The 21,187-nt window shown below is 65.6% G+C and carries 23 protein-coding genes; 16 read left to right on the top strand and 7 right to left on the bottom strand.

The genetic code is table 11. The annotated features are described in order from the left end of the window. Positions 1-30: 30 nt before the first annotated feature. The 3 genes from IEW02_RS15775 to IEW02_RS15765 are packed head-to-tail and all read left to right on the top strand — an operon-like array spanning position 31 to position 2,072. Positions 31-483, top strand: coding sequence for a CD225/dispanin family protein (locus IEW02_RS15775; protein ID WP_188545778.1), 453 nt, complete (start codon positions 31-33; stop codon positions 481-483). Positions 484-503: 20 nt separating this feature from the next. Beyond that, positions 504-1,583: a redox-regulated ATPase YchF gene (ychF, locus tag IEW02_RS15770; RefSeq protein WP_188545777.1), complete on the top strand. Its 1,080-nt coding sequence runs from the start codon at positions 504-506 to the stop codon at positions 1,581-1,583. A gap of 54 nt (positions 1,584-1,637) precedes the next feature. Then, a complete protein-coding gene (locus IEW02_RS15765) occupies positions 1,638-2,072 on the top strand; it encodes a VOC family protein (protein ID WP_188545776.1) in 435 nt (144 codons plus the stop codon). A 59-nt stretch (positions 2,073-2,131) separates the two neighbouring features. Here the strand turns inward: IEW02_RS15765 and IEW02_RS15760 are convergent, their stop codons facing one another. Further along, positions 2,132-3,151, bottom strand: a complete 1,020-nt coding sequence (locus IEW02_RS15760; RefSeq protein ID WP_188545775.1) for an LLM class flavin-dependent oxidoreductase — start codon at positions 3,149-3,151, stop codon at positions 2,132-2,134. Positions 3,152-3,154: 3 nt separating this feature from the next. Continuing rightward, entirely contained in the window at positions 3,155-5,326 is a 2,172-nt protein-coding gene (locus IEW02_RS15755) for a molybdopterin-dependent oxidoreductase (protein WP_188545774.1), read from the bottom strand. Positions 5,327-5,339: 13 nt separating this feature from the next. On the opposite strand from IEW02_RS15755, the gene IEW02_RS15750 reads away from it, so the two are divergent. Next, positions 5,340-6,605, top strand: coding sequence for an MFS transporter (locus tag IEW02_RS15750; RefSeq protein WP_188545773.1), 1,266 nt, complete (start codon positions 5,340-5,342; stop codon positions 6,603-6,605). A gap of 19 nt (positions 6,606-6,624) precedes the next feature. Beyond that, positions 6,625-7,035, top strand: a complete 411-nt coding sequence (locus IEW02_RS15745; RefSeq protein ID WP_188545772.1) for a DUF6992 family protein — start codon at positions 6,625-6,627, stop codon at positions 7,033-7,035. Between the two features lie 15 nt (positions 7,036-7,050). Here IEW02_RS15745 and IEW02_RS15740 read toward each other — a convergent pair whose 3' ends face one another. Then, the gene (locus IEW02_RS15740) at positions 7,051-7,620 is read right to left on the bottom strand and encodes an FAS1-like dehydratase domain-containing protein (RefSeq protein WP_188545771.1); all 570 of its coding nucleotides are present in this window, start codon (positions 7,618-7,620) and stop codon (positions 7,051-7,053) included. 78 nt (positions 7,621-7,698) lie between these two features. Between IEW02_RS15740 and IEW02_RS15735 the strand changes: the two genes are divergently transcribed. Genes IEW02_RS15735 through IEW02_RS15720 form a run of 4 tightly spaced genes read left to right on the top strand, consistent with a single transcriptional unit; the run spans position 7,699 to position 10,722 of the window. Further along, positions 7,699-8,064, top strand: a complete 366-nt coding sequence (locus IEW02_RS15735) for a VOC family protein (protein WP_188545770.1) — start codon at positions 7,699-7,701, stop codon at positions 8,062-8,064. Between the two features lie 16 nt (positions 8,065-8,080). Beyond that, on the top strand, positions 8,081-8,548 hold the full coding sequence (locus IEW02_RS15730) for an SRPBCC family protein (RefSeq protein ID WP_188545769.1): 468 nt from the start codon (positions 8,081-8,083) through the stop codon (positions 8,546-8,548). Positions 8,549-8,584: 36 nt separating this feature from the next. Further along, positions 8,585-9,928: a WS/DGAT domain-containing protein gene (locus IEW02_RS15725; RefSeq protein ID WP_188545768.1), complete on the top strand. Its 1,344-nt coding sequence runs from the start codon at positions 8,585-8,587 to the stop codon at positions 9,926-9,928. A 23-nt stretch (positions 9,929-9,951) separates the two neighbouring features. Continuing rightward, positions 9,952-10,722: a site-2 protease family protein gene (locus IEW02_RS15720; protein WP_188545767.1), complete on the top strand. Its 771-nt coding sequence runs from the start codon at positions 9,952-9,954 to the stop codon at positions 10,720-10,722. A 22-nt stretch (positions 10,723-10,744) separates the two neighbouring features. Here IEW02_RS15720 and IEW02_RS15715 read toward each other — a convergent pair whose 3' ends face one another. Continuing rightward, positions 10,745-11,281, bottom strand: coding sequence for a permease (locus IEW02_RS15715; protein ID WP_188545766.1), 537 nt, complete (start codon positions 11,279-11,281; stop codon positions 10,745-10,747). Between the two features lie 72 nt (positions 11,282-11,353). On the opposite strand from IEW02_RS15715, the gene IEW02_RS15710 reads away from it, so the two are divergent. Next, positions 11,354-11,959, top strand: a complete 606-nt coding sequence (locus tag IEW02_RS15710; RefSeq protein WP_188545765.1) for a class I SAM-dependent methyltransferase — start codon at positions 11,354-11,356, stop codon at positions 11,957-11,959. Between the two features lie 181 nt (positions 11,960-12,140). Further along, a complete protein-coding gene (locus tag IEW02_RS15705; protein ID WP_229746069.1) occupies positions 12,141-12,878 on the top strand; it encodes a DUF1906 domain-containing protein in 738 nt (245 codons plus the stop codon). A 217-nt stretch (positions 12,879-13,095) separates the two neighbouring features. Here IEW02_RS15705 and IEW02_RS15700 read toward each other — a convergent pair whose 3' ends face one another. Then, positions 13,096-13,791 (bottom strand): Rv1157c family protein, encoded by a 696-nt coding sequence (locus IEW02_RS15700; RefSeq protein ID WP_188545763.1) that lies wholly within the window; start codon positions 13,789-13,791, stop codon positions 13,096-13,098. 416 nt (positions 13,792-14,207) lie between these two features. Between IEW02_RS15700 and IEW02_RS15695 the strand changes: the two genes are divergently transcribed. Continuing rightward, positions 14,208-15,452: a mannosyltransferase gene (locus tag IEW02_RS15695; protein WP_229746068.1), complete on the top strand. Its 1,245-nt coding sequence runs from the start codon at positions 14,208-14,210 to the stop codon at positions 15,450-15,452. On the opposite strand, the gene IEW02_RS15690 is transcribed toward IEW02_RS15695, so the two are convergent. Beyond that, on the bottom strand, positions 15,394-15,684 hold the full coding sequence (locus IEW02_RS15690; protein ID WP_188545762.1) for a 4a-hydroxytetrahydrobiopterin dehydratase: 291 nt from the start codon (positions 15,682-15,684) through the stop codon (positions 15,394-15,396). The two genes, IEW02_RS15695 and IEW02_RS15690, sit on opposite strands and share 59 nt — an antisense overlap. A gap of 22 nt (positions 15,685-15,706) precedes the next feature. Between IEW02_RS15690 and IEW02_RS15685 the strand changes: the two genes are divergently transcribed. Beyond that, positions 15,707-16,102 carry a (deoxy)nucleoside triphosphate pyrophosphohydrolase gene (locus IEW02_RS15685; protein WP_188546160.1) on the top strand — a complete coding sequence of 132 codons (396 nt, stop codon included), beginning with the start codon at positions 15,707-15,709 and terminating at the stop codon, positions 16,100-16,102. A gap of 1 nt (position 16,103) precedes the next feature. Here the strand turns inward: IEW02_RS15685 and IEW02_RS15680 are convergent, their stop codons facing one another. Further along, positions 16,104-16,283 (bottom strand): hypothetical protein, encoded by a 180-nt coding sequence (locus tag IEW02_RS15680; protein WP_188545761.1) that lies wholly within the window; start codon positions 16,281-16,283, stop codon positions 16,104-16,106. 186 nt (positions 16,284-16,469) lie between these two features. Between IEW02_RS15680 and typA the strand changes: the two genes are divergently transcribed. From typA to mshB, 3 genes are read left to right on the top strand one after another with little or no spacing between them, the layout of a single operon-like run. Then, positions 16,470-18,386, top strand: a complete 1,917-nt coding sequence (typA, locus tag IEW02_RS15675; protein WP_188545760.1) for a translational GTPase TypA — start codon at positions 16,470-16,472, stop codon at positions 18,384-18,386. A 22-nt stretch (positions 18,387-18,408) separates the two neighbouring features. Next, complete coding sequence (locus tag IEW02_RS25140; RefSeq protein WP_371829961.1) at positions 18,409-20,235, top strand: ABC transporter family substrate-binding protein; 1,827 nt, start codon at positions 18,409-18,411, stop codon at positions 20,233-20,235. Beyond that, the gene (mshB, locus tag IEW02_RS15670; protein ID WP_229746067.1) at positions 20,232-21,119 is read left to right on the top strand and encodes an N-acetyl-1-D-myo-inositol-2-amino-2-deoxy-alpha-D-glucopyranoside deacetylase; all 888 of its coding nucleotides are present in this window, start codon (positions 20,232-20,234) and stop codon (positions 21,117-21,119) included. Before IEW02_RS25140 ends, mshB begins: the two co-directional genes overlap by 4 nt. The last annotated feature ends 68 nt before the right edge of the window (positions 21,120-21,187 follow it).

Here is a 21,187-nt window from a genome sequence, read left to right as displayed (position 1 = left end):
CGGACGGGCTACGGCACTTAGGGTGTCCGCATGGCCGACAACGACCCCTACAGCTCCCCGAACCTGTCGAAGGGCGACGACGCCGCGCAGGCTCCCGGCTACGACCAGTCAGGCGGCTACCAGCAGCCGCCCTCGGGTTACTCCACCCAGGGTTTTCCCGGGCAGGGGTACGACCAGCAGCCGATCTACCCGCAGCAGTCCTACGGGCCGCCGCCGCTGCCACCGACCAATGCGGGCTGGGCGGCGGCCGCACTGCTCTTCTTCTGGCCGCTCGCCTTCGCTGCGTTCAACCATTCGTCGACCGTCTTCCCTCGCTGGTCGATGGGGGATTACCAGGGCGCGCAGTACGCGTCGGACCGAACGAAGCAGCTGGGTAAGTACGCACTCTGGATCTTCGCCGCGTTCTTCGTGGTCTTCATCCTCTTCTACATCGTGATCATCGCGGTGGCGGTCTCGGTGGGGTCCGGCAGCAGCACATTCTGAGAACGTAGACTCCTCTCTCTGTGAGCCTTACTCTCGGAATTGTCGGCCTGCCCAACGTGGGCAAGTCCACCCTGTTCAACGCGCTGACCAACAACGACGTTCTGGCTGCGAACTACCCGTTCGCCACCATCGAGCCGAACGAAGGCGTTGTCGCGCTTCCCGATCCGCGATTGAACGAACTCGCGAAGATCTTCGGCTCGGAGAAGATCCTTCCCGCGCCGGTGACCTTCGTCGACATCGCCGGCATCGTGAAGGGTGCGTCCGAGGGTGCAGGGCTCGGCAACAAGTTCCTTGCCAACATCCGCGAGGCCGACGCGATCTGCCAGGTCGTCCGCGTGTTCGCAGACGACGACGTCGTTCACGTCGACGGACGCGTCGATCCTGCCGCAGACATCGAGGTCATCGAGACCGAACTCGTCATCGCCGACATGCAGACGCTCGAGAAGGCGATTCCGCGGTTGGAGAAGGAGATCAGGACGCAGAAGGATCGCGCCCCGATGCTCGCCGCCGCCAAGGAAGCGCAGACCTACCTCGACCAAGGCAAGACGCTCTACTCGGTCAAGGACAAGCTCGACAACAGTCTGCTGCGCGAGCTGAACCTGTTGACCACGAAGCCGTTCCTCTACGTCTTCAACGCCGACGAGTCGATCCTGACGGACGAGGCGAAGGTGGCCGAGCTCAAAGCCTCTGTCGCACCGGCCGATGCGGTGTTCCTCGACGCCAAGATCGAATCCGAGCTCGTCGAACTCGATGCCGAATCCGCCATGGAACTACTGGAATCCATCGGTCAGGCCGAGCCGGGCCTGGACGCTCTTGCGCGCGCCGGGTTCCATACGCTCGGACTGCAGACGTACCTCACCGCGGGTCCGAAAGAGTCGCGCGCGTGGACGATTCACCAGGGCGACACCGCACCGCAGGCCGCCGGCGTGATCCACACGGACTTCGAGAAGGGCTTCATCAAGGCCGAGGTCGTGTCCTACGACGACCTGGTCGCCACCGGTTCGATGGCCGCCGCGAAGGCTGCGGGCAAGGTGCGGATCGAAGGTAAGGAATACGTCATGGCCGACGGGGATGTGGTGGAGTTCCGCTTCAACGTCTAGTTCCACGGTCGTGGGTCTCGCCCACAACGTGTGTGGCCGCTAGCGTCTGACTCCATGGCAATCAAGCTCGAGAACATCGGTATCGCCGTGCGTGATCTGGAGGCGGCCGTCGCGTTCTTCGTCGACCTTGGACTGACGGTGATCGGACGCGACACCGTCAGCGGTGAATGGACCGACACCGCAGTCGGTCTCGACGGAAACCACGCGAACATCGCGATGCTGCAGACTCCGGACGGTCACGGCCGGATCGAGCTGTTCGAGTACATCCACCCCGAAGCCGTCGAGTCGAGCCCGACGGTTAAGAACGAAATCGGCATGCATCGAGTCGCCTTCTCGGTCGACGACATCGACGACGCGTTGGGGATCGCAGCGAAGCACGGGTGCTTCCCGCTGCGCGGCGTCGCCAACTACAACGACGTCTACAAGCTCACGTACGTTCGCGGTCCCAGCGGGATAATCGTGATGCTGGCAGAGGCCATCGGCGCCTGAACCTACGATCCGGTGCAGCTGACCGCGGTGGGCGCGGTCGACGGCACCGGATTTCGGACCTACCGCCAGCCGAGCTCCGGTGCGACGTGGGTCAGCACCGACTCCAACACGTGCGCGCAGTACTCGACGCCCAACTGGTTCGGGATGGTCAGCAGAAGGGTGTCGGCCGCCGCGATCGCCTCGTCCTTCGCCAAGTCCTCGATGAGCTTGTCCGGCGTGCCCGCGTAGGTCTTGCCGAAGCGAGCTTTGCCGCCGTCGATGTAGCCGACCTGATCGCCGCTGCCGCTCTCGCGACCGAAGTAGGCGCGATCGACGTCGTTCACTATCGGGAAGATGCTGCGGCTGACCGACACTCGCGGCTCGAAGGTGTGCCCCTCGTCCGACCAGGTCTTGCGGAACCGCTCGATCTGCTCCGCTTGCAACTCGTGGAACGGAACCCCGGTGTCCTCGCTGAGCAGGGTCGAGCTCATCAGGTTCATGCCCTGCCGAGCGGTCCATTCAGCGGTCGCGCGGGTACCGGCGCCCCACCAGATCCGCTGGCGCAGACCCTCGGAGTGCGGCTCGAGCCGCAACAGCCCCGGCGGGTTCGGGAACATCGGTGACGGATTGGGCTCTGCGAAACCCTTGCCCTCGAGGAGGTCGAGGAAGACTCGGGTGTGGTCGCGGGCCATGTCGCCGCCGTCGCCGCCCTCGGCCGGTTGGTAGCCGAAGTGGCGGTAACCCTCGATGACCTGCTCGGGTGATCCCCGGCTCACCCCGAGCTGCAACCTGCCACCGGAGATGAGGTCGGCCGACCCTGCGTCCTCCGCCATGTAGAACGGGTTCTCGTACCGCATGTCGATGACACCGGTACCGATCTCGATCTTGGACGTCTTGGCACCGACCGCTGCGAGTAGCGGAAACGGTGACGCGAGCTGATTGGCGAAGTGGTGAACGCGGTAGTACGCGCCGTCTGCTCCGAGTTCTTCGGCTGCGACTGCGAGATCGATGGACTGCAGCAACACGTCGGACGCGGAGCGCGTCTGCGAATGCGGTGAGGGCGACCAATGCCCGAACGACAGGAACCCGATGTTCTTCATGCTTCAACCAACGCTGGGAGGCTCGGAATGTTTCCCACCGGGATCGGCGACCCGTCTCATCGTCACCGGTACCCCGTTGAAGACCGCCGCGCCAGTGACGTTCTCGGTGACCGTCTCGTCTGTCAGGTCGTTCGCGCTCGGACCCGTCAGCGTTGACGCCACGGACAGGCGCACACCACCGCGCCGGTGGCCGTAACCGTGCGGAATGCTGACCACTCCGGGCATGAGGTCGTCCGATGCGTCGACTTCTATCGTGATCTCCCCACTCGCCGACGTGACACACACGGTGTCGCCCGCGGCCAGCCCGCGTGCAGCGAGATCGGACGGGTGAGCCAGAAGGTGATGACGGGCCGCGCCTTTCACCAGCCGCGGGGCATTGTGCATCCAGGAGTTGTTGCTTCGCAGGTGCCTGCGTCCGATCAGAAGAAGTTGATCGGCCGTGGGTACATCGGCTGTGGCCAGACGATCTCCAAGCGTCGTGATCTCGTTCTGGATCAGCTCGGGGAGCAGATCGATTCTCTTGTCCGGCGTGTGCAGTGATTGGGGAAACGACGGCGTCAGAGGTCCGAGGTCGATGCCGTGCGGCGCCTTCCGCAGTTTCCGGAGGGTCACCCCACGACCGCTCAGACGCAACAGCATGTCCAGGCTGCGTACCGGAGACATCCGCAGTCGCACGGACTCCACCATCGACGCGATCCCGAACCGCCGACCGAGCGCGCGCCGGTACCGCAGGGCGACATCCCGATATATCTCCCAGTCGTGCTTCTCACCCACGGCTTTCGGTATCACGGCAGGGGTGAAGCGGCTGGTGTTGCGCACGGCGAAGTGATGGTGGAACAAGTCGTAATGATCACGCGTGACCGCCGGCGCCGGCGGGAGAATGACATCGGCGTGACGAGTCGTCTCGTTGACGTAGAAGTCGAACGCCACCATGAAGTCCAGGGATAGCAACGCGTCGTCCAATCGAGATCCGTTGGGAGAGGACAACACCGGATTCCCCGCCATCACCACCAGCGACCGGATCTGCCCCGGCCCGGGCGTCACGATTTCGTCCGCCATCGTCGCCGTAGGCAGCTCACCGCCGAACTCGGGGAGGCCGCGGACTCGGCTGCGCCACCGGCCGAGTTCTCCCCTTTTCATGACCTTGGTGCGAATCAGATCGGCGGCGGGTGCGGCGACCAGCGCACCACCCACGGAGTCGAGGTTGCCGGTCACGATGTTCAGCGCCTGAATCGCCCACTGGCACAACGCTCCATGTTGTTGGGTCGACACTCCCATGCGTCCGTGCGCGACGGCCGACGGAGCAGCGGCGAAGTCGTGGGCGATCGCTCGGATGTCGTCGGGTGACATTCCGGTGTGCGGCGCCACCACTTCGGGCGTGAACGGCTCCACGATCTCGGCAACGGCGTCGATCGAATCGACGTAGGGCCGGGCCCGAGCACGATCTTCGACGAGGACACTGCGCAAGACGGCCAAGAGGAACAGCGCGTCGGTACCGGGCCGCACGTAGAGATGGCGGTCTGCGATACGCGCGGTTTCGGTGCGCCGTGGATCGACGACGACGAGGGTGCCTCCTCGGTTTCTCAACGCCTTCAACCGGTTTGCGATGTCCGGCACGGTCATAGTGCTTCCGTTGGACACCAACGGGTTCGAGCCGATGATCAGAAAGTACTGCGTGCGGTCGATGTCGGGAACGGGTGCGAGCAGTTGATGTCCGTACAGCAAACGGTGAATCACGAAGTGCGGCAACGTATCGAGCGAGGTGGCCGAGAATCGATTGCGCGTGCCCAGCAGTGGTGAGAACCCTCCGATGCCGTGCGTCAAGGCTCCGAGGCTGTGCGCCATCGGATTCCCCCAGTACACACCTACCGCGTCCGGTCCGTGAGTGCGTCGGGTTCGAACGAGGCCGTCGGCAACGAGGTCGAATGCCTCGTCCCAGCCGATCTCGACCCATGTGGTGCCGACACGCTTGATCGGCCGGCGCAGCCGATCGGGGTCGGCGTGCAGATCCCCGAGCGCGAGCGCCTTCGGACACAGGTGCCCACGCGAGAGTGGGTCGTCCGAATCTCCCCGAGTGGACGTGATCGCGCCGCCGTCGACAGTGAACGTGAGGCCGCACATGGCTTCGCACAGGTTGCAGCCGCCCAGCCGATGCGTACCCGTCGTCGCGGTCATAGGGTGATCCTCCATGAGTCGGTCCACCACGCTGACCACCGGTACGTTCGTGCTGCTGGCGTCCCTGTACTTCGTTCAGGGTGTGCCGTTCGGATTTTTCACCCAGGCTCTCCCCGTCGTGCTGCGGCGTTCGGGTTTCTCGCTCGTGACCATCAGTGCCACCGGTATCTTGTTCGCCCCCTGGGCCCTCAAATTCTTGTGGGCGCCCTACGTCGACCGGTACGGATCGCGGCGCCGATGGTTGCTCGTCCTCCAAAGCCTCTCTGCCGCAACTGCTCTCGTCTTGGCCTGCCTCGATCTTTCGTCGACGCTGCGGTGGTTGTTCGTCGGGATCGCGGCCGTGAATCTGGTGTCGGCGACCCAGGACGTCGTGACGGACGGTCTGGCGGTGCGCCTGTTGGGACCTCGGGAGCGCGGGATCGGCAACGGTATCCAAGTCGGTGCCTACCGCATCGGAATGGTCGTCGGCGGCGGCGCACTGCTCTGGCTGTTCTCGATCGCGGGGTGGCGCGCGTTGTTCGTGGCAATGGCCGTCCTGTTGATCGCATCGACTGTTCCGGTCTGGATGCTGAGGACACATCTCGAGGCCGCCGACGCGGCGGGAGCAGCAGCGGACCGACCGTCGGCGCGTCGTCTGTCCGTGGTTTGGCTCGATCGCCTCCGTCGTCCGGGGATGGTGGCAATCGTTCTGCTGGTGGCGGGGTACAAGTTCGGAAATTCGATGGGATCGGCGCTGGTGGGGCCGTTCCTGTCCGACTTGGGCCTCACGCTGGCGCAGATCGCGCTGATCGAAGGCGGTCTGTCCTCCGTATCCGCCTTGGTGGGCGCAGCGCTCGGGGCCTGGTACGCGCACCGATTCGGTCGCCGACGCGCCCTCCTGGTCGCGGGAACGACACAGACCGCCGCGCTCGCCCTGTATGCCGCGGTATCCCTCGGCGCGGACGGACTACCCATGATCGTCACTGCCGGCGTAGCGGAGCACGTGTTCGGTGGGGCTGCCACGGTGGTGGTGTTCACCCTGATGATGGACGCGTCGGATCGCGAGTACGCGGGGAGCGACTACACGCTGCTGGCCTGCGCGGTCGTGTTCTCGCAGGGGATAGCCGGACTTGCAGCCGGGGTGGTCGGGCACACGTTCGGATACACGGCACTGTTCGGGACGTCGCTGATGCTGTCGGCTCTCGGCTGCATCGTGATGGTGTCGGCGCTCGCGCGTGGTGTCGGTCCGGCAGGCCTGAAGGGCGTCGTTTCCGTCGGTCGACCGGCCCCGGGTCGGTGAGCCCGGCACACTGGGAGTCATGACCGACATCGCTGCTCAGTCCGTCGCCGATCGACTCGGCCGTCACCTCACGACGTGGGGCGGCGCCAGTGTCGTGCTGGGAGGTGCGCTCGGAATCGCAGGTCGTTCACCGTCGATCAGGGCTTTCGGTGTTCAAAGTGCGGGGTGGGGCGCCATCGACCTCCTGATCGCAGGCGCGGGGGCGCTGTCGAAGAAGCCCCCTACGACGTCCAAACTACGAAAGACGTTGTGGGTCAACGCGGGCCTCGACGTCGGCTACATCGCTGCGGGCGCGCACGTGGCGGTGCGCAAGCCTCGGTTCGGAGGACGCATCACCGTGGAGGAGGCAGCGGGCCATGGCGTCGCGGTCGTCGTGCAGGGCGCCGCGCTGCTGCTGTTGGACACTGTGCACGCTCGCGCCCTCGGCTAGCTGGATCCACGAAAGCTACGGCGTACGAGTCCTGCTCTTCGAGGCACGAGCCATCACGTCGTCGACGACCTTGGTGAGCGCAGGGTCGATCGTGGCACCGGTCTGCGCCATGAAGGTCGTCCTGGTGGTGACCATCGGCCTACCGTTCTGGTCCGTGATGTCGTTCTTGACCACGATGATGTCGCTCCCGGCCAACTGTCGGAACGACTCGAGATACAGGTCGGAGGTCAGTCGGTCGCCGACGCGGATCTGATTGTGGATCTTGAACCCCTGGTCGATCTGAAGAAGGCTTCCGGGGTCGTAGTCGCCGATCACGTGCTCGAACAGATTCTCCAAGGCGATGCCGCCGAGAACGCTGACGAAGGTGGGGGAGGCGATGATCGTGTCGTGTCCGAGTTCGGCGGCACCCGCCTCGGTGTGGTGCGCCGGGTGCGCATCCTGAACTGCAGTGGCGAACTCGCGGATCTTCTCGCGACCGACCTCGTAGAAGTCAGGCATCCGAAAGTGCTCGCCGACCAGGCTGTGCATGTGCGCGGCGACATCTCGTTGCACCGCTGCAGGACGGTCGACCATCGTTTGGGACATTTCACTAGATTACCGCGCATCGTTGTGCTGCCACTCCACCCTGGACGCAGGTCGGACTGCGAAATTAGTCTCACCGGTATGACGACACCCGCGATCGAGATGGATTACACCGTGCTGGACTGCCCCGATCCGGGTGCGCTGGCGGCCTTCTACAGCGGCGTCCTGGGATGGAGTGTGGCGCGCGACGAGGGTGACTGGGCCGAGATTCGCGGACCCGGGCAGCTGCGATTGGCGTTTCAGCTCGCCCCCGAGTTCGCACCGATCGCCTGGCCGGATTCGGGCGTGCACGCACACCTCGACCTGGTGGTCGACGAGTTCGAGACCACCGAGCGGCACGTCCTGAGCCTGGGAGCCGAACTCGTCGACGCATCGGACGCGCACTCGACGTTCAGGGTCTATCGAGACCCCGCCGGTCACATCTTCTGTCTGTGCATCCGGACGTGACCTACGATTCGCTGTCATGTCGTCGAACACATTTCTGGTCGAGCGGTCCACCGTGGTGGAAGCAACCCCGGAGACTGTCCACGCGTTGATCGACAACTTCCACCGGTGGGAATCGTGGTCGCCCTACGAGGGAGTCGATCCGGATCTGACCAAGACGTTCACCGGGCCGGAAGCGGGTGTGGGGGCGTCGTATTCCTGGTCGGGCAACCGCAAGGCCGGTGCGGGGACCATGACCGTCACCGAATCCGTGCCCGGCCGCACCGTGGTACTGGACCTGCACTTCACCAAACCTTTCACCGCGCAGAACGTCACCACGTTCTCCATCGAGCCACAGGCCGGTCACACCGTGCTGCGCTGGCAGATGACCGGACAGCAGAACGCGTTCTTCCGACTGTTCGGGTTTCTCTTCAGCATGGACAAGCTCGTAGGCAAGGACTTCGAGAAGGGTCTGGCTTCGCTGAAGGCGCGGGCCGAGGAAGCCTGACCGGACATTCGACGATCGGCTGATGCCGTGCCGCGCATGAATGCATCCGATGCGCAGATGCTGTGGATGTCCGCAAAGATCCCGAGCGATCAGTTTCTGCTGTTCTGTTTCGACGGCGCCGTGGGCGCAGCAGCGGATGTTCGTGCGACGGTCGTGGCGCGGGCGCACACCATCGACACTCTGCAACTGAAGTGCCGGGAGGTCCCCTTCTCGCTCGACTACCCGATCTGGGTACCGATGGCAGTGACGCCGGCGCACGTGGTCGACCACCGGTTGCCGTCAGCCCGCTGGGTGGACTGCCGGTCGGCGATCGAGAAGTTGATCACCACGGCGGTCGACGTTCACGACACACCCTGGCTCGTACATATTTTCGGACCCGTGTCCGACGCACCCCGCTGCGGCGAATCGGCGCTCGTGATCGTGCTTCAGATATCGCACGCCCTCGTGGACGGGCGCGGCGCGTCCGACGTCGCTCGGGCGTTGTTCGGGACGGACGACCGGGAGCAGCAATCACCGCCACGGCGATCACGGACATGGCACTGGCAGGCAAGGTTCCCCGTCGTGCCCGCCGTAGCGGGTTTCCCCGGTCGCCTCGTCTCCCTCGTGCGACGCGGACGGACCGCGCAGCGAGCGAGCGTCCGACTCGATCGAGACACGAACGCAGGACTCGTTCCCGGGCCGACGCACGGGAGGACACGCCTGCCGATCAACTCTCCGCCGGGGGAGCGTCGCAGCGTCCGGCCGATCGTGTGCGAGGCGTCCAACCTCCGCCGTGACGGTGTGACGGTGACCGCTGGAGCGCTGACCGCAGTGTCGTCGGCGCTTGCTCGGTACCTGGAACACCACGGTCACGACGTGCCGGGCGATCTCTCGGCAGAGACGACGTTGGGTAAGGACACAGCGATGTCCGCCAACAACTTTCGTAACGGCTGCGTCGACCTTCACCCGCGCGTCACCGATCTCGTCGAGCGCGCCCGTGCGATCACGGAGTCCATGGGTGAACGCCGCCGGCGTTTCGCGCACCCGGCTTTCGCCGCCGCCGACCGTGCCACCGAGCTCGTTCCCGCGCCGCTCATGAAGTGGGGGATCCGCCAATTCGACGCGAATGCGGTGCCTGAGCGAGTCACCGGCCACACCGTTCTCTCGAGCGTCAACCGAGGGCGAGCGGACCTCATGGCAGGCGGAGGAACCGTTGCGTGGACGGCCGGCTTCCCGGCGTTGTCGCCGGTGATGGGCTTGACCCATGGTGTGCACGGCATCGGCGACACCGTGACGCTGACGATCGTGACCAGTCCCGCGGTGATGCCGGACGTCGACTTCTACGAACATCTCCTCCGAGCGGCCGTGTCGGACGTCGAACGGGCGTTCCGGGCCACCTGACGCCGGCGCCTATCCTGGCGACCATGCCGATGCGAACTGCAGTGCGACCCAGCCCGGTGTTTCTGGGCGTGATCGCCATCGCCGCAGTCGGTGGCGCCCTCGCGTGGAATGCGGTGCCGGGGAGCGCGTTGTCCTACGCGGGCGTCTTCGTGTTGGTGGTCGGGGGCTGGGTGGTGTCGTTGTGTCTGCATGAATTCGGGCATGCCGTCACCGCGTGGCGCTTCGGCGACCACGACACCGCGGCGCGCGGATACCTCAGCTTGAACCCGTTCAAGTACACCGTGCCGTCGTTGTCCATCGTGCTTCCGCTCGTGTTCATCGCGCTCGGCGGCATCGGATTGCCCGGCGGCGCAGTCTGGTTGAACACGGCCGGGATGACGCGACGGCAGCGCACGATCGTCAGCCTGGCCGGGCCGTTCGCGAACGCCGTTCTGGCGGTGGTGCTTCTGATCGTGATCAGCTCGTTCGGACTGACGGGGGACAACCCGTCGTTCTGGTTCGGATTGAGTTTCCTCGCTCTGCTGCAGGTCATTGCGGTGGTACTGAATCTGATACCGATTCCGGGCCTCGACGGCTTCGGCGCGATCGAACCGTACCTGTCGCCGTCCACCCGCCGATCTTTCGCGCAGGTCGGGCCCTACGGCATCCTGATCGTCTTCGCCTTGCTTTTCGTCCCGGCCGTGAACCGCGTGTTCTTCGACGCGGTCTACGCGCTGTTCGGAGTGTCCGGTGTGCCGTCTCTGTGGGCTCAGTACGGCAGCGCTCTCACCCGGTTCTGGACCCAGTGGTACTGAAACTTCCAGCTACCGGGACGTTTTAGCTAAGGGTCGACGACCGAGCGGCCCTCTTCGTAGCGCGCCGGCGCCCCGCCCGAACGAGGACGAAAGTCAGGAGGACGAAGATCACGACGGCGACGATCGCGCCGGTGGCGGTGGCGCCGCGGAACCCGGGTGCCTCGGTGTCGAGCGTGCGTTCGCCGGCGTGCGCCGCGTTGCTTCCGCCCAGGACGATGGACAGAGTCAGCAGGTTGGGAATTGCCGTCACGACGGCGAGTACGACCGACAGGATTGCGACGAATTTCGCGCCCCGCCGCTTACGCCCGGACCAGGCGGAGTAGAAGAACAGCAGGGGGAGAAGGGTGCAGACGACGCCGAACACCAATCCCCACAGAATGCCCTTGTGGAAGGTTCCCGTGGCGAGATCCGCCACTCGCAGGCTCCACCAACGCGGGAGGAACGCCGCCAGTACGAAGTACGCGATAACGAGGACCACGAGACCGACCAGGACAACAATGGCTTTCCGCATTGCGGTCGACCCGGTCTTGGGCGCGGGCGAGGTCGTATCGGCTGTCATGATCGACAGTGTAGAGGGGACAGGTGCTCGGCCACGGTGAAGCCGCAGGTCGGTGGCGATACTGTGACCATCGTGGCGACCAGGAATCAACCGACCGGCCGTACCCGATGGCAGAGCGAACGCACGGCCGACGAATCGCGTGACTACGTGGCCCGGTTCCGTGAGTTGGAAGAGAAGAACGTCGACACCGACGGGGAAGCCCGGTTTCTGGACGCCGTCCTCGCCCGAGAGTCGACGGTTCTCGACGCCGGATGCGGGACGGGACGCGTCGGTGCGTCGCTGGCTCGTCGCGGGCACCGGGTCACGGCGGTGGACCTGGACCCGATTCTGGTGGCGGAGGCGCGGCGGCACGACAACGTGGAAGTGCACGAGGCCGACCTGTCCACCATGGATCTCGGCGACGCGAGGTTCGACGCCGTGATCGCGGCGGGAAACGTCATGGTTTTCCTCGGTCCGGGTACGGAAAGCGCTGTGCTGCAACGCTTTCATGCTCATCTGCGGCCGAGTGGTGTGCTCGTCTGCGGGTTTGCCACGGACCGGGAGTACACGACGGCGGACTATCTGCGGGACGCGTCTGCGGCCGGATTCGTCGACACTCAGCTGTTCTCGACCTGGAATCTCGATCCGTGGACTGCCGACGCCGACTGGGCCGTCGTGGTCGCGCGCGTGCCGGGATAACCGACCTGCTGGGCCGCCTGCAAATGACAGCGGTGCAAGTTACTTATGGGTTTTTTGGTGACTAGCGTGGTTCATGTGGTGTGTGGTGCAATGCGTGGGCAAACAGTCGAACGTAGCAGCGACCTCGCATCGAAACGGTGAGGCACGCCGGGGTGCGCGACGAAACGAAGTGAGGGTGGCAGTGCCAGGAATTGCAGATGTCTCGCGTCGAGACCTGTTCAGGATCGCCGCGACCGGGTCGGCCGTGGTCGGGTTAGCTGCGCTCGGATCGCGTGCACGTGCGCACGCCGATCCTGCCGTCCTCGGGACGGTCGTCGACTTCGCCGGTGGCGTTCCGACCGCGCTGTCGATCATTGCCGACGGCCATGTGGGCGCTGTGCGGTACGTATCGGATCGTCGTCCGGGCGCGGAGTGGATGGTCGGCAAACCCATGACTGCGGACGAGGCGGCCGGCCTGAAAGCCGTGGGCGCCGAGGTGGTCTCGTGCTACCAGTTCGGCAAGGGCAAGACCGCGGACTGGCGCGCCGGGCTCGAGGGCGGCAAGAAGCATGCAACGCGCGGTCTCGAATTGCACAGGGCGGCAGGGGGACCCGACGACCGGCCGATCTACGCGTCCATCGACGACAACCCGACCCCCGTCGAGTTCGCGACGATGATCGCCCCGTATCTGATCGGGTGGCAGTCCGTGGTCGGTGCCGAGAACCTGGGTGTCTACGCGAATTCGCCGACGATCGACCTCGCGAATGCCGCCGGTCTCGGCGCATTCTTCTGGCAACACAACTGGGGTACGCCCAAGGGGTACGTGAATCCTGCCGCACATCTTCACCAGGTGCGGATCGACAAGGACACCATCGACGGTGTCGGCGTGGACGTCAACAACATTCTGAAAGCGGACTACGGGCAATGGTCACTCGCGTGATCGCCACCGCCGCAACGACATAGGAGACACCGTGAACGAGATCATCGACCTCTTCTACACCGTGCTAGACAGCCTGTACACGAGCTTCTCGAGCATGTTCGGTTCCTGAGAAAAGCAATTCGGCCGTGATCACCGCCTCCCGGGCGGTGATCACGGCCGAATTGTTGTAATACCTGGATGTGCGAACGATCCCCGCCGTGATAACCGCGGATCAGGATCAGACGACGAACATCCCGACCGTGGGGAAGAAGGTGCAGGGAAGGCCCGCCTGCGTCGAGACGGATCCGGCGATCGCAGCCAGAACGCGTCCCTTACCGGTGTCGGCGATCGCGGACAGGGTGGACGGGCCGTCGGGGTTGATCTTCGCGGCACCGGTCAGGGTCTCCGTGCCGGTCTTCAGGGTGTCGACGTTGATCCACGAGACCGTCATCGGCGCGGTCTGTTCCGCGGCGAGCGGCGCGGTGCCCAGCGCTGTGAAGACGAAGCCGGCTTGCGCGGCACCCGGTCCCGGGGGCGGAAGCTGCGCCGGGCCGGGAACGGCGAGGGCGGTTCCGACGCTGTCGGCAGTCGGCGAGATGCACCCGCGACCGAGGGTGGGGTAGAGGAACTGCGCGATGACCGGCCCGTTCTCGGGGATGTCCGGTCCGCCACCGGCGCTGCCGTCGAGGAACGTGATCACCGACGACAGGGTCGTCTTCAGCTGCGGTGAGAGCGGCGCGGTGGCGAGCACAACACGAGCCTGTGCCAGAAGCGCGTTCGACGTGCCGGCAACCTCCGTGGGCGCGGCGACGGCGGCGTACACGGCGGGAGCGAGGAAGGACAGCGGCAGAGCCGACTCGCCTTCGGGGATCGGTTGCGGCACAGGCGCGGCCGACGCGGTCGTCGGTGCGGCAAGGGCGCAGGCGGCTGCCATGGCGATACCGACCAGTGCTGAACGCGTTACACGTCTGCGGTGCACCGTGCCCCCATCTCGTATAGGTGGATCGAGCCGGAGATCGCTGACCCCCGGCACAACTACGGAACCGCCGAAAGGCGAAGGCGCTCACGGTGCCCGGCTCCGGGTGGTCACTCTATGTACACAGCGCAACCGTTGTACAGCCGCCCGATGTCCCGATTGACCGTGTCGTTTCCGACCTTTTGAACCATATCCTGTTAAAGGAGTGAAAATTGAGGTTGTTGATACAAATGTTATCGATCTGGTTGTGGTAGCCGCCCAACGCGGGCTGTGTTCACGAGGTGCGCTCACAGGCGGCTAAGCTCCCGGGCGAGGAACGTCCATGTCCTGACCGTTTCGACGTCCCGACCATTTCGACGAGGAGCGCGCGGACAGTGACATCGGTACCGCGTGAGCGTCTCCATCCTCTCCTTCGCGCCGCGCCCTACCTGCTGGCCGTGACCCTGCTGTTCCGCCTCGTCTGGACGTTCTTCACCGCCAACGGCATGAACTGGGTCGATCTGCACGTCTACGTGGACGGGTCCGCATCGCTGGTCGGGGGAGATCTCTACCGATTCGTCTACGCCGATCAGACTCCGGACTTTCCGCTTCCGTTCACCTATCCGCCGTTCGCGGCCGTCGTGTTCTTCCCGCTGCACTTCCTGCCGTTCACGGTCGTCGGAATTGCCTGGCAGGTAGCCACCATCGCCGCCCTGTACGTGGTGGTTCGGATCAGCCTTCGGTTGGTGGTCGGCGACCGCGCCGATCTGCCGTCGTGGCGCCGCGCGGCACTGCTGTGGACTGCGGTGGGGATCTGGACCGAGTCCATGCGTACGACGATGGATTACGGGCAGGTCAACGTGTTCCTGGTGCTCGGCGGCATGGTGGCGGTCCGTAGTTCGCGATCGTGGTTGTCCGGCGGCATCGTCGGCTTCGTGGCCGGAATCAAGCTGACGCCGGCCATCACGGGGTTGTACTTCCTCGCGCAGCGGCGTTGGAAGGCTGCCGCGTTATCGGCGGTCGCATTCTTCGCAACCGTCGCGGTGAGCTGGTTGATTGCGAGTGAACAGGCACGGCAGTACTTCACCGAGATTCTCGGCGACGCCAACCGCATCGGTCCGGTCGCCTCGGTGTGGAATCAGTCGCTGCGCGGCGCGCTGAGCCGAATCATGGGGCGCGACGTCGGCAACGGCCCGCTCTGGTTGATCTGCGCGGTGGTGCTCCTCGCCCTCGCGTTCCTGGCCTGGCGCGCACTTCGCCGAGACGACCGCCTCGGCACGATGCTGATCGTCCAGTTCGTCGGTCTGCTTCTCTCACCCATCTCGTGGTCGCACCACTGGGTATGGGTGGTTCCGCTGTTCGTTTGGCTCCTGCACGGGCCGTACGGAACCTACCTCGGTACTCGCATCGTCGCCGGATACTGGCTCGTGACAACCCTCGTGGGTGTGCCGTGGATTCTGAGCTTCTTCCAGCCGTCGATCTGGGAGGTGCAGCGGCCCGCGCTGCTCGCCTGGCTCGGAACCGTCGACGTCGTGGGAAGCGTGCTGTTGTTCGGGTGGATCGCGTACGTCGGCCGGCGAACTACCGGCCCTGTGCCAGCCGATCGATCGCGCCGGCGAGAACCACGTCCAAGCTCGTAATGCCCCCCGACGAGTGCGTCGACAGTGTGTAGGTGACCGATCGCCACCGAATGTCGATGTCGGGGTGGTGATCCATGGACTCCGCCTCGTGCGCCACCGCGTCGACCAACGCGATCGCGGCGGGAAACGTCGAGGACGTGATGGTTCGGGACAGCGCATCACCGTCCCTCGTCCACTCGGTGAGCCGGGTGAGTGCCTCGTCGATCTGCGCGTCGTTCAGTAGTTCGGCCATGCCTCCATGGTCCTCGGGAAGAATGGGTGCGGTGTCGGAATCACGAACAGTCGTCGCGGGGGCCGTGATCGTGAACGCGCGGCTCCTGCTCGCTCAACGCGCGCACCCGGCCGAGCTGGCCGGTCGGTGGGAGCTGCCGGGTGGGAAGGTCGAACCGGGTGAACAGGACACGACCGCGTTGGTGCGCGAACTCAGGGAAGAACTGGCTATCGACGTCGTCGTGGGCGATCCGGTCGGAGCGGATGTCGACCTCGGCGGCGGACTCGTCCTGCGCGCCTACCGGGTGAACGTCGTCTCGGGCACACCGGCTCCGCTCGAACACTCGGCCTTGCGCTGGGTGGACGCTGCGGAGCTGCACACCATCGATCTGGTCGCCGCGGACCGGCAGTGGATACCGGATCTCGTGGCGTTGCTCTGACTCAGGCTGCGCGAGCCTTCTTCAGGCCCTTCTTCAGATCCTTGCCGCACACGCCGGCGCTTTCGAGCTTCTTCATGCGCATCACCACGACCGGACACGTCATGCAGCGAACGTCCTTGCGGCAACACTTCTTCTTGGGCTTCAGGCTCGCAACCTTGGCCGCAGCTGTCTTCTTCGACACAAAGGTAAGGGTAACTTGGCTCCCTGGCCTCGGGGAAGGCAACCCTCACTCCCGCGCGTGACATCGGTCACCCCAGAACTACCGCTAAACTACAGCGGTCGCTCTTTTGCTCGCGACGCAGCGCGCTCTCCGGGAGAGTAAGCCGCTAGCTTTCACCCCGCATACAACCGACGGAGAAGTTTTCGCGTGACCACGCCAGCCCCCACGACCTTCCGCAACGTAGCCATTGTCGCCCACGTCGACCACGGCAAGACGACGCTCGTCGACGCCATGCTCCGCCAGTCCGGTGCCTTCGAAGAACGCGCCGAAGCGATCGACCGCGTGATGGACTCCGGTGACCTGGAGAAGGAAAAGGGCATCACGATCCTGGCCAAGAACACGGCCGTCCACAAGCGCAACGCCGACGGCAGCACCACCGTCATCAACGTGATCGACACCCCCGGCCACGCCGACTTCGGCGGTGAGGTCGAGCGCGGCCTGTCCATGGTCGACGGAGTCGTCCTGCTCGTCGACGCGTCGGAAGGTCCGCTGCCGCAGACCCGTTTCGTGCTGCGCAAGGCGCTCGCCGCCTCACTGCCCGTCATTCTGGTCGTCAACAAGACCGACCGTCCCGATGCGCGCATCGAGGAAGTCGTCTCCGAGAGCCACGACCTTCTGCTGGACCTCGCGTCCGATCTCGACGACGAGGCCGCCGAGGCCGCCGAGCTCGCTCTCGACCTGCCGGTCCTGTACGCGTCGGGCCGCGAGGGCAAGGCGAGCATGAAGCAGCCCGAGAACGGACACGCCCCGGACGCGGAGAACCTCGACGAGCTCTTCGAGATCCTCCTCAGCTACATCCCGGCCCCCAAGGGAAACGTCGACGCGCCGCTGCAGGCCCACGTCACCAACCTCGACGCGTCGGCCTTCCTCGGCCGCCTCGCTCTGGTCCGCATCCACAACGGCGAACTCAACAAGGGTCAGACCGTCAGCTGGATGCGCGAGGTCAACGGCGAGCCCGTCGTCCAGAAGGCCAAGATCACCGAGCTGCTCACCACCATCGGTGTCGAGCGCGTGCCCGGTGAGAAGGGTGTGGCGGGCGACATCGTCGCCGTCGCCGGCTTCTCCGACATCATGATCGGTGACACGCTCGCCGACCTCGAGAACCCGGTCGCGCTCCCGCGGATCACCGTGGACCAGCCCGCCATCTCGGTCACCATCGGCACCAACACCAGCCCGCTGGTCGGACGCGTCAGCGGCCACAAGCTGACTGCGCGCATGGTGAAGTCGCGGCTCGACCAGGAGCTGGTCGGCAACGTCTCGCTCAAGGTTCTCGACGTCGGACGGCCGGACGCCTGGGAGGTGCAGGGTCGTGGAGAGCTCGCGCTCGCCATCCTCGTCGAGCAGATGCGCCGCGAGGGCTTCGAGCTCACCGTCGGCAAGCCGCAGGTAGTCACCAAGCAGGTCGACGGCAAGCTGCACGAGCCGTTCGAAGAGCTGACCATCGACACCCCCGAAGAGCATCTCGGCAACGTCACCCAGCTCCTCGCAGCCCGTAAGGGAAAAATGGTCCAGATGGCGAACCACGGCGCAGGCTGGGTTCGCATGGAGTTCATCGTTCCCTCGCGCGGACTGATCGGTTTCCGAACCGAATTTCTCACCGACACCCGAGGAACGGGCATCGCCAACGCCGTCTTCCACGGTTACGCCCCGTGGGCCGGCGAGATCCGCGCCCGCCACACCGGATCGCTCGTCTCCGACCGTCATGGCAGCGTGACCCCGTTCGCGATGATCCAGCTGGCCGACCGCGGAACGTTCTTCGTCGAGCCGGGTGCGGACACCTACGAGGGCATGGTCGTGGGCATCAACCCGCGTCAGGAAGACCTCGACATCAACGTCACGCGCGAGAAGAAGCTGACCAACATGCGTCAGTCGTCGGCCGACGTCATGGAGACCCTCGCCAAGCCGAAGAAGCTGGACCTGGAAATGGCGATGGAATTCTGTGCCGGAGACGAGTGCGTGGAGGTCACTCCCGAGGTCGTGCGCGTCCGCAAGGTGCACCTCGACTCGAACGAGCGCGCCCGCGAGCGCTCGCGCAGCAAGTCGCGCGACAAGGCTGCTCTGTAGTCGGCGACGAGACGAACTGACGGTGGGTCCGTCGATCCCGACCGGCCTCCGGCCCGATCGCTGCCGGCGCCGCGCGTATCGATTCTCCATCGGACTGGTGGGTCTCGTGGTCGTCCTGTCCGGATGTACCGCGGACCCACCGCCGGCGATTCAGAGCACCGAGACGCCCGAGTCGACGCCGGCTGTGGCGGCGCCGACGGGCAACCCGGTGGTCGTCGCCATCGACGACGTCGGAACCGGGTTCAATCCACATCTGCTTGCTGACCAGTCGCCGGCCAACGTCGCGGTCAGCACACTGGTGCTACCGAGTCCGTTCCGCCGACTGGCCTCGGCCGACGGTGCATCCACATGGGGCCTCGACTCGGCGCTCATGGTGTCCGCGGACGTCACGTCCCTCGCACCGTTCACGGTGACCTACGTTCTTCGCGACGATTCCCAATGGTCCGATGGCGCCCCGATCGCGGCGGAGGACTTCAGATACCTGTGGCAGCAGATGATCACCCAACCGGGCGTCGTCGACCCTGCCGGATACAGCCAGATCGAGGACGTGCAGTCCTCCGGTGGCGGCAAGACCGTTGCGGTGACCATGAAGTCGGCGTATCCGGCGTGGCGGGAACTGTTCACCGACCTGCTCCCGTCGCACCTGGTCAAGGACTCGCCGGGCGGGTTCGAGCAGGGGCTGCGCGACAACGTTCCCGTCTCGGGTGGGCAGTTCCGTATCAAATCGATCGACAAGGGTCGCGACGAGATCCTGCTCGAACGCAACGACCGGTTCTGGGGCGCTCCTGCGGCGCCCGATCAAATCCTGTTGCGCCGCGGGGGATCTGCGTCCCAGCTCGCGGATTCGATGCGCTCCGGTGATGCACAGGTCGCCCAGGTTCGAGGCGGGGCGGCCACCCGCGCGCAGCTGAGCGCAATTCCGAACGTGCGGACCGACAGCATCTTTCAGCCCCGGTCACTCCAGTTCGTCATCAACGGCCGCGTTCCGGAACTGACCGATCCGAACATCCGTCGCGGAATCATGGGTCTTCTCGATCAGAACCTCCTCGCGATCGTTGCCGCCGGCGGAGAGTCGGCCGTCCGCTCCGCAGGCGCTCAGGTCCTCTCGCCGTCCCAACCGGGCTACGTCAGCACCGAACCGGCCCCGATAGGGCGAACCGCTGCGATCCAACTGCTCAGCGCCGCAAACGTGTTCGCGGGTGCACCCGCGCCGACCCCCACGCCGACGACGACGCCGACGCCGACGGCCACCCCGACTCCGACGGGCGACGGACCGGTACTTCTCGATTTCGTCATCGGAGCACCCGAGGACGACGACGTCGCGCTGGCGGTGGCCAACACGGCCGCCGACCAGCTTCGGGCAGCAGGCGTGGAAGCCAGTGTGGCTCCGACGGATCCGGCCGAGCTGTACGGGACTGCGCTCACCACCGGGGCGGTCGACGCGGTGGTCGGGTGGAATCGCGCGGTGTCCGACCCCGCCACGGTGATGGCGTCGCGGTTCGGATGTCCGCCGATCGGATCAGCTGTCGCGGCTCCGTCGAGTGCGACCGAGACGACCGAAACGGCCGAACAGCGAGCACCCGAACCGCTTCTGCTGAGCAATGTCTCGGGGTTGTGCGATCCAAGTCTTCAGGCGTCGTTCGAGCTCGCGCTGGCGGGTGTCACCGACGTCGGCAGGGTCGTCTCCGAAGCGGAACCGAAACTGTGGGCGCTCGCCGCTGTGCTGCCGATCGTGCAGGACACCTCGGTTGTCGCCGTCGGTCCCGGTGTGTCCGGGGTGTCTTTGGCCGGTCCGCCGGAGCTCGGGGTGTTCTCCGACGCCGCGCAGTGGATGCGAGCGGACCGGTGACCGAGTCGGCCACGCGTCGAGTGCTTTTCGTTCATGCACATCCGGACGACGAAACCATCACCACCGGCGGCACCATCGCGGTGGCCGCCCGCTCCGGCGCCGAGGTGACGGTTCTGACCTGTTCGCTCGGCGAGGAAGGCGAAGTCATCGGAGAGGAGTGGGCCGGGCTGGTCGCCGACCGCAGCGATCAGCTCGGCGGGTATCGCATTCACGAATTGAGTTGTGCGCTGGCCGAACTCGGTTGTTCGAAGCCGAGGTTTCTCGGTGGAGCAGGTCGGTGGCGTGACTCCGGCATGGTGGGCACACCGGCGGCCGACCACCCGCGTGCGTTCGTCCGTGCCGACCGGGACGAGGCCGTCGGAGCGATGGTCGCCGTCATTCGGGACCTCCGCCCACACGTCGTGGTCGCGTACGACCCGGTCGGCGGCTACGGCCACCCGGATCACCAGCAGGTCCACCTTGTGGCCTCCGCGGCTTTCGACGCGTCCGGTGATCCCGCCGCCTTCGTGGGCGTCGGTCAGGCATGGGCTCCGTCGAAGATGTACTGGACGGTGACCGGTGCAGCCCAGTTGGCAGACGGACTGACCGATCTCGGGGAGTACCCGGCGCAGTGGACATTCCCGCAACCCGGCGAACTGCCGTCCGTACCGGATGCCGACGTGACCACCTCGATCGACGTCCGCAGCGCGGGAGAGGCGAAACGAGCAGCTCTGCGGGCCCACGCGACGCAGGTCACCCTCGCGAGCGGGGGCCGGGCCTATGCGTTGTCCAACAACGTGGTTCAGCCGGTTTTCGAAGACGAGCAGTACATCTTGGTACGAGGGAACCTTGGTGACACCGATGCCGACGGACGGGAGAGCGACCTCTTCTCCGGCATCGGGTGAAAGTGGTCGTCGCACGTCCCCGTATGCTGTGAGCGTCATCACCGAACGCTGTCGGACGGTGAGCGCGA

Source organism: Rhodococcoides trifolii, from assembly GCF_014635345.1.
Classification (GTDB): domain Bacteria; phylum Actinomycetota; class Actinomycetes; order Mycobacteriales; family Mycobacteriaceae; genus Rhodococcoides; species Rhodococcoides trifolii.
Note: the sequence above shows the minus strand (reverse complement) of the source record. Positions and strands in the feature narration are given on the sequence as shown.